This is a genomic window from Bacteroides sp. CAG:189 (assembly GCF_000432295.1).
Lineage (GTDB): Bacteria > Bacteroidota > Bacteroidia > Bacteroidales > Bacteroidaceae > Bacteroides > Bacteroides salyersiae.
Window position 1 is genome coordinate 1 of record NZ_HF991117.1, and the last position, 8184, is coordinate 8184.

Below are 8184 nucleotides of genomic sequence, written 5' to 3' on the forward strand. Positions count from 1 at the left end.
TCCCACCGATAAAAATCTACTTACCTGTTTCGTGACTACAAACCTTAGATACATCTACGGTAAATCCATCCCTCACAGGCATAAACTTACCTTTCTTTTTAAGAAATTCGATTAATTCATCAACATTCATATCATCTGCCGAACAAGCATAAAAATGCTGACATTCACCAAACTTATCTACAATTGCTTTCCGCAAAGATGATTCTGAATAACTATTTCCTTCCATCATGTGGAGAACTTCATGTGCATGTAACTGTTCCATAATCATATTTTTCTGCAAAGATAATGCAAATATATGAATCAAAACTGTAACAAATGTGACAGAAATAATAATTATTTTATTGCATTAAAAACAATATTACCCTGCAATAATAACCATAATTATCACATTTTTTAGATAAACTATACTGCAAAAACGATCTTTATTATATTGCAACAAAAACCTCATGCCAAGCCTATCAATCACATCCATATTATCCGAAATATGAAAACATCATACATTAGTGCATAGCATTAGGAATTATCGACACAATATAACATTCTTCATCCGCAGCTTCCACTTCGGCTTCAAATAATTTATAAGCCACACCAATAGCCTCTTCCGGAGAACTTGCCTCTATGTTTTTCTTAACATTCAGGCTTTCAACGACTTGTTCTCCTTCAACAAGTACGTAATAGATGATTACAGCATATTCCATTGCTTACTGTTTTTTTAATTACCGCAATATTGTCGGTGCTACAAACATAGATTTTTTATCCATAAAATCAAAATAAAAAAGAACTTTCCACCACCTATTTAAATCGTATGGTCTGTAGCATCTCATTGACCACTCCCTCCGTTCTTTCTACCGGAGTGGTTGCAAAACAAGAAATAATACACGCCTTCCCTGTCTCTGGGCTAAACAAAGCAGCAAATGTCCAAACCAGACGCGGATCGGTTATATATCGGATCGACTGCATACGCAACACATTATGATCCACCAGTCCGGTATTCATATCAAGAACGGAGAAATCATAACCATCCAGCGCAGTGTCTCTCCAAGAGTCCACACACTCTTTGAAGTAAGCTTCAGTAGTATTCGTATCATATACCCCTACTACTGTTCCCCAAATACTGTCTCCCGATTCGAAGGAATGGTATATGTTATCGGAAATACTATCTACTCTTTCACACAACAAGCCCTTCGGGGCACGAAAAGCAACAACTCCGTCGGTATATTCTCCCTTTTCCGGAGAAAGAGACACCACAGCAGTACTGTTCCCTAAATAAGATATAAAATAAATTAGCAGAAGCAAGGCCGGTATCACCAGTAAAGAAACCGCAAAATATTTATCTCTTTTGAACACCATACGTTCTTCTTTAGGAAAAAGATTCTCCACCTGCCTGGAAACACAAAGATAACTGAACCAGATAAAACTCCAAACCAATGCTTTCACCACCTGTGGAAGGCTATCCCACCCTGTATCCGGCATTTCACCGGACAACAAAACCAACATATTGGAAATAAAAATAATGATAACATATAACTTTCCGAGAAAAACGGCATTAGGCCGAATATACAAAAAAGCATAAATGGTATAACCGGCTAACGCCACAAGACCTAAAGAAAATAAAATATCGATACCGGAAAAAAGACAAGTAATAAAACCAACGTTGTCTACAGAACTAAAACCGACAATGGACATGATCAAACTAAACAATGAACCAAAGCCTACTACAAACAGAAAAAAGGAAAGCCAACCACGGACATATTTTTGCTTCGGAGTTGGAGGGATAAGATTTGAGGTGTTTTCCATAGTATATTTATTCCAATAAGACTTCAGTAGTATCCCAGCCCACAGCAGAATACCACTGTAAATTCTTAAAATAAGCATTCCATTTAGTAAAAGACTTGTATGGAATATAGCAACCAATACCGGAATACATATCTTCATCAATATTTACCAATGGATAATCATTCACATACCCTTCGAAAATAACAGTTTTTCCAAGTTGTCCTTCAAAAGCTAAAGGAATATTTCCACCGGTCACTTCACTTACAAAAGCTCTGAAATCATATGATGAACGACTTAGTTCTCCTCTTCCATACCCATATCTATTCTGAAATAAGGATAACATAGATGGAGTAAAACTTGCAATATTCTCCATATTCTCTTGCATAATAGAACGAGTAACTGCAGCCAAAAGCTCCATTTCATCAGTCTTCACAACAGCAATTGTGGCCCAAGGAAATCTTTGTGTTTTATAATAATCAAGATATGCCTGAGCTAATAAAACTGCATTCCTTTCTTTATCGTCAACAGACAAAAGATACTTTACAATATTTTTATAAGGAAAACCGGTACTCATCACCTCCGCCGGAGAAAGGATCAAATAATCGGCACTATGTCTAAGTTCATATGCAACTTCAACCTGTGACATCAAACAGGCATCCATCAAAATATAGTCAAAATGTATAGAAGTACGTGCCAACACATCAGCCAAATCAGGTATGTCAATTTTTAAGCCACCGTCATCCCCAAAAGACCGAGTACGACTATGATCCACCGGAAGCCATCCTGTAGCATGAGATCCAAATATCAATCCATAACATTCCGCAGGGCATAGTTCTTCTACATCTTTAAATACATCAAGCATCACATCCTGAGACAGCGAATTCTGTTCATTATATGTTTGAATAATCACCCGATCACTCACTTTTCCATCTTCCCCTACTTCATATTTAAATAAAGTAGGCTGTGGAAACTCACTCCTATAATACTTCCCTCCATCCCAATAAATCACAAAAGTCCCTGGAGTCTCCGCATTTTTCAACCCTTCTTCTACCGACGCAATGTTAGGATATATATCATCACTTATACTATTATCTGCGACCAAATACATAAGAACAGTTCTTGAAGCTTTTATCTTAGGCTCTTCATCGTCATGACAAGATACCAAAAAAAATACCAGATAGAAAAAGAAAGAAAGTGTAATCAGTCGCTTCATTTTAAATTTATTTATTACAATGTGTACAAAGATAAAAAAATAAGAGATACAAACCATGTATCTCTTATATATTAACGTCCGAACTACTCTTCCGGTTTAGTAAACCGGAACTTCTCCGGATCTATTTTTTGCAGAACAATCGATTTATTCTTCTTATATTTTCCGAGTACTTTCAAAGCCTCCTTATCAATTTTCTTTTTATTATCGGAAAAATAAATCATACAGGTACGATTAGGCAAGTTCATTTCAAACTCCAGGAAGTTCTTCAACTGGTAGCTATACAATTCACGATGCGGCAAAAAAACACCCTTATCAAGATGAACACTATCCAACAACTGAATGTCGGTATAATACACCACCGTATCAGTAAACGATGCTGAAATGCCAAAGGCATACACAGGCTTGTGAGAACCTTTCTTTAGTGAAAACGCCGAACACATTGTAAACACCAATGCTATGGCAAATAGTATTTTTACGTATTTCATATCTGAATTGTTTTTATCGTGGCAAAGGTAACAAAAAAGAGGAAATATCCCTTATTTATCACAAATAAATGGCATTACTAACGATACATCCATAGCAACACCGGCTTTGCCTCACCCTTTAGCAATTTGTCTACTTTTCGCATCACATCATTGCATATCACAGGACATCCCTGGCTTATCCCCAATGGAAGATGTACCGGATAAATATCGGTCGCAGGCACAAGATCATACGAATGAAGCACAATTACACGTTTGAAAGCATTGTCATTCGTCGGTTCCAGTCCGTGCAATTTATAATGAACGTTGATTCCCCATTTGCTATACGAACGGATACTGACTTTATAGCGTCCCAAAGAAGAACAATAACTTCCCTCCACATTACTGAATACAGGTTTGGAAGCAGTACTGTTTTTCCCATACCCATGTGCACAAAGGCTGGCATATACGACAGAATCACCCCTAAAGTCCCAAACAAAAAACCTTTTCTTGCCGGAATGTATACAGAAATCGACCAAGAAACAGTAATTGGTATTGAATCCCTTATCTACACAATAAACTTTTGCAGAATCTGCCTTTAACTTCAAACGATTGTATTCACCAGTAGAGAAAGTATCGGCGCTTCCACCACATCTGCCACGTGCAATAAAACAGAATATGAAAGCCAAAAACAGAACTAACAAAAATCGAACCGATTTATTCATAAGACAGTATACTTACAAGTAAAAATACAGAAATACGCTTCTACAAAGACATAAAAAAGTCGTGTAAGCACGTTTTAAGATTGTTACCCTAAACACTTTTACTTACACGACTAATACCTTTTTTCGAAAACTGATATATCGACTTATCCCAAGTACGATTTGAGCAATTTACTACGATTACTTTGTCTTAATCTTCTGATTGCTTTTTCTTTTATCTGGCGAACGCGCTCACGTGTGAGGCCAAACTTATCGCCGATTTCTTCTAATGTCATTTCCTGTTGTCCGATACCGAAAAACATCTGTATGATTTCTTTTTCCCTATCGGTTAACGTAGAAAGTGCTCTATCAATTTCCCTCGCAAGAGACTCATTTACCAGAGAGCGATCCGCCATAGGCGAATCATCGTTTACCAGCACATCCAGCAAGCTGTTGTCTTCTCCTTCAACAAACGGAGCATCCACCGAAATATGACGGCCGGACACCTTTAATGTATCAGAGATTTTATCAACCGGGATTTCCAGTTCGTCTGCCAACTCTTCAGGAGACGGACGACGTTCGTTCTCTTGCTCAAACTTGGAAAAGGCTTTGCTGATTTTATTCAGCGAACCTACCTGGTTCAATGGGAGACGAACAATTCGCGACTGCTCTGCCAATGCTTGCAGAATAGACTGGCGAATCCACCATACAGCGTAACTGATAAACTTAAATCCACGTGTTTCATCAAACTTTTCGGCAGCCTTGATCAGTCCTAAATTGCCTTCATTAATCAAATCCGGCAAACTCAAACCCTGGTTCTGGTACTGCTTGGCCACAGATACGACGAAACGAAGATTGGCACGTGTCAGTTTTTCCAACGCTACACGGTCACCCTTACGAATACGCTGAGCGAGCTCTACCTCTTCTTCTACAGTGATGAGATCTTCACGACCTATTTCCTGCAAATACTTATCAAGAGAAGCGCTCTCTCTGTTAGTGATACTTTTGGTAATCTTTAGTTGTCTCATTCTTATAAAACAGATTTGGAGTGCAAAGTTACAACAAATAATTTGTTAACTTATTATCTTAACGTAACTTTTTCACCATTATTATTAACTATGAAACAAAAAAGAACACCGACAAGTTGTCTGTCGGCATTCTTTTTCTTATTCATTAGCTAATATTACAATCTTCTTACCTTAAATTAATTATAAACTACCTATTTATTCCTGAGTCAGATCAACGGCATAGTTGGCACGTTTTCCAGAGGGGAACATTCCGGTGAGGAACAATACCTGATCCGGTGACTTAGTAGCTGCCTTGAGCACTTCTTCCAGATCACTGACTTTACGTATTTGCTCGCCATTAGCTTTCAAGATAATGAAGCCTTTACGGACACCCGCATCCTTCATTTTTCCATTGGTAACTCCTGTCACTTCGACACCATATCCTAACTTGAGTTGTTTCTTCAAATCAACAGGAATCTCCCTGAAAGCTGCACCCAGAATTTCCATTCCGGCATTCTTTACTACTTTGGTAGTTCCCTGTTCATTCTTCAATGTCACCTCTACATTCTTCTCTTTCTTATCGCGAATCAACTTCACAGTCACCTTGTCACCCGGACGATGCTTAGCAAGTGCTTCCTGCAAATCAGCAAAGTTATGTACTTTCTTTCCATCAATACCGATAATAACGTCGTCTACCTTGATATCGGCACCGGCAGCAGAACCACCGTCAACAATTTCACGAACCCAAACACCATCTACCACACCGAATTCTTTTGCTTTATCACGAAGTGTAGTACCTGATTTATCGATAGGCTGCTGGTCTTCCATAATACTGGTTCCCAAAGAAGCCCCTGCGATACCTAACATTGCACGCTGTACAGTACCGTATTCTTTCAAGTCGGCAACCACTTTCTTCATAATGCTGGTCGGGATAGCAAATCCATACCCGGCATATGCACCTGTAGGAGATGACAACACAGAGTTGATTCCAACCAATTCACCTTTAGCATTAACCAACGCACCACCACTGTTACCTTGGTTGATCGCAGCATCCGTCTGGATGAACGATTCGATACCACCGTTGTAAACACCCAATGTACGGGCCTTTGCACTTACGATACCGGCAGTTACAGTAGAATTCAGATTAAACGGGTTACCTACTGCAAGTACCCACTCTCCTACTTTCAACGCTTCAGAATCACCAACCGGAATGGTAGGCAGATCATCATCCGATTCTATTTTCACCAATGCAAGGTCAGTACTCGGGTCTGTACCGATGATACGTCCTTTAAATTCACGGTTATCATTCAACTTCACAGCTATTTCGTCAGCTCCGTCAATTACGTGATTGTTCGTTACGATGTATCCATCTTTAGAGATAATGACCCCCGAACCGAAACCTACACGTTCCGGAGTTTGTACTCTACGCTGTCCGCCACGTCCATCACCGAAAAAGAAATCAAAAATATCGGGAGGTGTCTGAACGGTCTGCGTCTTTGAAGTCTGAGTTGATTTTATATGGACTACAGCATGAAGCGAATTTTCAGCCGCTTGTGTCAAATCTACCGGTTGTGCATCGATTGCATCAAAAGCAGCCAATTTTACATTAGGGTTCTGCTGGAACACCTCATTAAATGCTATCTGCTTATCGGTATCCTGCCCCTGCATCATTTTGTAGGTAGTTATGCCTGCAACTCCTGAACTCAGCAGAACGATAGCCCCTACTCCTAAAATGTTTCTTGTTGTCTGTTTCATACTATTCTTTTTATTCTTTAAAATGTTAATATTCCGTTTTGTTTTAACTTTATGACGTTAAAATAACGACAAAAATCATTCACTTATTCCACTTGTCACTCTTTTTTGTCCTCTTTTAACAGAGAATATTTACTGATTAACAGCGGTTAACGGCATGAACTGACAAATTTACATTCATTACATGACAACCCTTTTAACATGCATTTCCTACACAGGGGAATATGCCAAATATGGCAGTATGTCACCCATAATATACTTTTGGATTATTCCACCATACCTTTATCTATACCGAATCTTTCATCCGTCTGACATTTACCGGCAGGTTCTACATGTACCAGAATATCATAAACGTTATCAATCGAACCTTTAATGCTCTTCTCTACAGAATCGGCAATCTCATGCGCCTGCGTTATGGTTATTTTGGGATCGACTTCTATATCGAGTGTGATCAGATATAAATTCCCTATCATTCTCGATCGGACACGATGGGGATTGCCTGCACCGGGTACTTGCTCTACAGCTTTGAATATCTTATTATATACATTGACATCCTTAACGCCATCCATCAATTCTACATTGGAATCTATAAAGATGTTCACTGAAGACTTTATAATGAACAGACTGATTATCAATCCAGTGATTGAATCGAGTATAGGCAGTTTAAATATAAAAGTAAAGATCAACCCCAGTAATACTCCGGATGAGATGACCACATCATTACGCATATTGACTGCATTTGCCGTAAGTAAGGAACTGTTGATCTTCTTTCCTTGTTTATATTGATAAGATGCCAGCAACAACTTGCCGGCAATAGAAAACAAGGTGACATATATGGCAATGGAAGAAGGAATTTCTTTAGTTTCATTTGAGAAAATACTCCCAATTGCAGACAACAACATTTGTACACCGGCATAAAAGATCACAAGTGACAATATCTTAGTTGCAATACCCTCGGCCTTTTCATAACCGAACACATACTTCTTGGAAGGTGGCCGGCTGATAACACGCGCCGTAAAAATCATAACGATGGAAATAACCACATCCGTTGCCGAATCAATACCATCACCGAGTACAGCCAAACTACCGGCCCACAGACCAATTACAATTTTCGACGCAGAAAGTACCGCATTACCAATCGTACTTATCCACGAAGTTTTTATTAATATTTTCTCTCGTGACATTTTAAATAATTAAATAATGTGCCAATGTGCCAATTTAAGAATGAAAAAATGAACGAAAGAAACATTCAGACAATTAATAGATTAACATGA

The 8184-nt window shown here is 38.6% G+C and carries 9 protein-coding genes; all 9 read right to left on the reverse strand.

Translation table 11 applies throughout. The annotated features are described in order from the left end of the window. Positions 1–16: 16 nt before the first annotated feature. The 9 genes from QVP90_RS16170 to QVP90_RS16210 all read right to left on the reverse strand — a co-directional run bounded on the left by QVP90_RS16170 (position 17) and on the right by QVP90_RS16210 (position 8094). Positions 17–262: a YecH family metal-binding protein gene (locus QVP90_RS16170; RefSeq protein WP_005931164.1), complete on the reverse strand. Its 246-nt coding sequence runs from the start codon at positions 260–262 to the stop codon at positions 17–19. A 238-nt stretch (positions 263–500) separates the two neighbouring features. Next, complete coding sequence (locus tag QVP90_RS16175; RefSeq protein ID WP_005931162.1) at positions 501–698, reverse strand: hypothetical protein; 198 nt, start codon at positions 696–698, stop codon at positions 501–503. A gap of 94 nt (positions 699–792) precedes the next feature. Next, complete coding sequence (locus QVP90_RS16180) at positions 793–1797, reverse strand: hypothetical protein (RefSeq protein WP_021937008.1); 1005 nt, start codon at positions 1795–1797, stop codon at positions 793–795. A 7-nt stretch (positions 1798–1804) separates the two neighbouring features. After that, positions 1805–2989, reverse strand: coding sequence for a clostripain-related cysteine peptidase (locus tag QVP90_RS16185; protein WP_021937009.1), 1185 nt, complete (start codon positions 2987–2989; stop codon positions 1805–1807). An 83-nt stretch (positions 2990–3072) separates the two neighbouring features. Beyond that, the gene (locus QVP90_RS16190; RefSeq protein ID WP_021937010.1) at positions 3073–3474 is read right to left on the reverse strand and encodes a hypothetical protein; all 402 of its coding nucleotides are present in this window, start codon (positions 3472–3474) and stop codon (positions 3073–3075) included. A 77-nt stretch (positions 3475–3551) separates the two neighbouring features. Further along, on the reverse strand, positions 3552–4175 hold the full coding sequence (locus QVP90_RS16195) for a murein L,D-transpeptidase catalytic domain-containing protein (protein WP_288204855.1): 624 nt from the start codon (positions 4173–4175) through the stop codon (positions 3552–3554). A gap of 143 nt (positions 4176–4318) precedes the next feature. Further along, a complete protein-coding gene (locus tag QVP90_RS16200) occupies positions 4319–5179 on the reverse strand; it encodes a sigma-70 family RNA polymerase sigma factor (RefSeq protein WP_002561589.1) in 861 nt (286 codons plus the stop codon). Between the two features lie 195 nt (positions 5180–5374). Beyond that, on the reverse strand, positions 5375–6913 hold the full coding sequence (locus tag QVP90_RS16205; RefSeq protein WP_021937012.1) for a Do family serine endopeptidase: 1539 nt from the start codon (positions 6911–6913) through the stop codon (positions 5375–5377). Between the two features lie 263 nt (positions 6914–7176). Then, the gene (locus tag QVP90_RS16210; protein WP_021937013.1) at positions 7177–8094 is read right to left on the reverse strand and encodes a cation diffusion facilitator family transporter; all 918 of its coding nucleotides are present in this window, start codon (positions 8092–8094) and stop codon (positions 7177–7179) included. Positions 8095–8184 lie beyond the last annotated feature (90 nt).

What these genes read in the sequence shown, in the direction of transcription:
- QVP90_RS16180 (WP_021937008.1), bottom strand. Translation starts at nt 1,797, where the DNA reads ATGGAAAACACCTCAAATCTTATCCCTCCAACTCCGAAGCAAAAATAT.
- QVP90_RS16190 (WP_021937010.1), bottom strand. Translation starts at nt 3,474, where the DNA reads ATGAAATACGTAAAAATACTATTTGCCATAGCATTGGTGTTTACAATG.
- QVP90_RS16185 (WP_021937009.1), bottom strand. Translation starts at nt 2,989, where the DNA reads ATGAAGCGACTGATTACACTTTCTTTCTTTTTCTATCTGGTATTTTTT.
- QVP90_RS16175 (WP_005931162.1), bottom strand. Translation starts at nt 698, where the DNA reads ATGGAATATGCTGTAATCATCTATTACGTACTTGTTGAAGGAGAACAA.
- QVP90_RS16205 (WP_021937012.1), bottom strand. Translation starts at nt 6,913, where the DNA reads ATGAAACAGACAACAAGAAACATTTTAGGAGTAGGGGCTATCGTTCTG.
- QVP90_RS16195 (WP_288204855.1), bottom strand. Translation starts at nt 4,175, where the DNA reads ATGAATAAATCGGTTCGATTTTTGTTAGTTCTGTTTTTGGCTTTCATA.
- QVP90_RS16200 (WP_002561589.1), bottom strand. Translation starts at nt 5,179, where the DNA reads ATGAGACAACTAAAGATTACCAAAAGTATCACTAACAGAGAGAGCGCT.
- QVP90_RS16210 (WP_021937013.1), bottom strand. Translation starts at nt 8,094, where the DNA reads ATGTCACGAGAGAAAATATTAATAAAAACTTCGTGGATAAGTACGATT.
- QVP90_RS16170 (WP_005931164.1), bottom strand. Translation starts at nt 262, where the DNA reads ATGGAACAGTTACATGCACATGAAGTTCTCCACATGATGGAAGGAAAT.